The sequence below is a fragment of the Chamaesiphon sp. VAR_69_metabat_338 genome, assembly GCF_031423935.1.
Lineage (GTDB): Bacteria > Cyanobacteriota > Cyanobacteriia > Cyanobacteriales > Chamaesiphonaceae > Chamaesiphon.
Genome location: NZ_JANPGM010000193.1, coordinates 1 through 1,706 on the forward strand (window position 1 = coordinate 1; position 1,706 = coordinate 1,706).

Annotated in this window: 2 protein-coding genes; one reads left to right on the plus strand and one right to left on the minus strand. The window is 46.7% G+C overall.

What is annotated here, in order from left to right; all coding sequences use genetic code 11:
- Positions 1-148: 148 nt before the first annotated feature.
- On the plus strand, positions 149-1,051 hold the full coding sequence (locus tag RMO84_RS05675) for a fructosamine kinase family protein (protein ID WP_310487504.1): 903 nt from the start codon (positions 149-151) through the stop codon (positions 1,049-1,051).
- 36 nt (positions 1,052-1,087) lie between these two features.
- Here the strand turns inward: RMO84_RS05675 and RMO84_RS05680 are convergent.
- Positions 1,088-1,706 (minus strand): MlaE family lipid ABC transporter permease subunit (locus RMO84_RS05680; protein WP_310487505.1); only part of this gene is annotated, 619 nt, incomplete at its 5' end.

The window sequence follows — 1,706 nt, forward strand, 5'->3', positions numbered from 1 at the left end:
CTCAATACCGCTAAAGCCAAAATCCGCGTCTTTACAAATACAATGCCTGCTAAATCCCAGAGATTTGCCAAGAATGTGAGGATCTGGGCGAGTTATGCTAATGACTATGTCACCGAGCGAATTCAAGCATGGCGAGAGCAGCATTAAGATGTGGAATGAAATTGCGGCGCAAATCAGTCAGGCGACAGGTACACACTTTGAGATTGGCGATCGCCAGTCGATCGATGGTGGCTGTATCAATCAAACATATATAGTGAGCAACGCTGGCGGAGCCTCTCCCACAGAGAATCGAGAGCGATATTTTGTGAAGCTCAATCGATCGTCTCTAATTGACATGTTTGCGGCTGAAGCTCGGGGGTTATCAGAAATAGCGGCAACAAACACAATTAAAGTCCCACTCCCTATCTGTTGGGGTATTGCCGAAGATCGTAGCTATTTAGTTCTAGAACATCTAGATTTAACTTCCAACCTCAGACGTGAAAATTGGGGGGAAATGGGTCGTAAGCTAGCGGCGATGCATCAATGTCAGATTAGTCCCAACCGCCAATTTGGTTGGCATACTGATAACACGATCGGCTCGACGCCCCAAATTAATCCTTGGGAACGAGATTGGGCGACATTTTTCACTCATCATCGGATTGGCTATCAATTAGAACTCGCTCAAAAAAAAGGCGGTAATTTTCCCAAAGCGGCACAATTACTCGCAAAAATTCCTGAGTTTCTAGCTAACTATCATCCTCAGCCCTCACTAGTACATGGCGATCTGTGGAGTGGCAATGCTAGTTTCACAACTGCGGGTCTGCCTGCGATCTTCGATCCTGCTACCTACTGGGGCGATCGAGAAGTCGATATCGCGATGACTGCACTATTTGGTGGTTTTCCTAACGCTTTTTATCAAGGATATACAGATGTTTACCCTCTAGATCCCGACTATTCAACCCGCAAAGTTTTATACGATCTTTATCATATTCTCAATCATTACAATTTATTTGGTGGCAACTATCAAGGTTGGGCAAATAATCTCATCGAGACAATCTTGCGAGGAAATTAGAATCTTTATTTTCTCCCCGCTCCCCCGCTCCCCGCTTTAGAAAGACTTCGACAAAGCACTACCCGATCCCTGAAACATTACCCACGAGAGGAAAAAATTAGAGATAAAAATCGCCAGCAAAGAAGTCACCACCGCCGTAGTTGTCGATTGACCGACACCTTTAGCACCACCAGTCGTCGTTAAACCCCAATTGCAGCCAATGATCGCGATTAAGGCACCGAAACACACTGCTTTAATTGGGGCACTACAAATATCCCACCCTTTCAACAATTTTTGCGCTGATTCTAGAAAGTTTTGGGCAGTCAACCCAAACACACTAGTTGCCACTAACAGTCCACCCAACATCCCCGTCACGATCGATAAAATAGTGAGCAGGGGCAGCATGATACAGCAAGCCACCACGCGGGGAATCACCAGATAATCGATCGGATCGGTTTTGAGAATATACAGAGCGTCGATTTGTTCGCTGACTTTCATCGTGCCGATTTCGGCAGCAAAAGCCGAGCCAACGCGACCAGCAAGCACTACAGCGGTCAGGACGGGCGCGAGTTCGCGCGTCAGGGCAATTGCCAACACGCCGCCGACTAATTGTTGGGCACCAAAATTAATAAATTCTCGTGCCACTTGGATCGTAAAGACCATCCCAATCGTCATG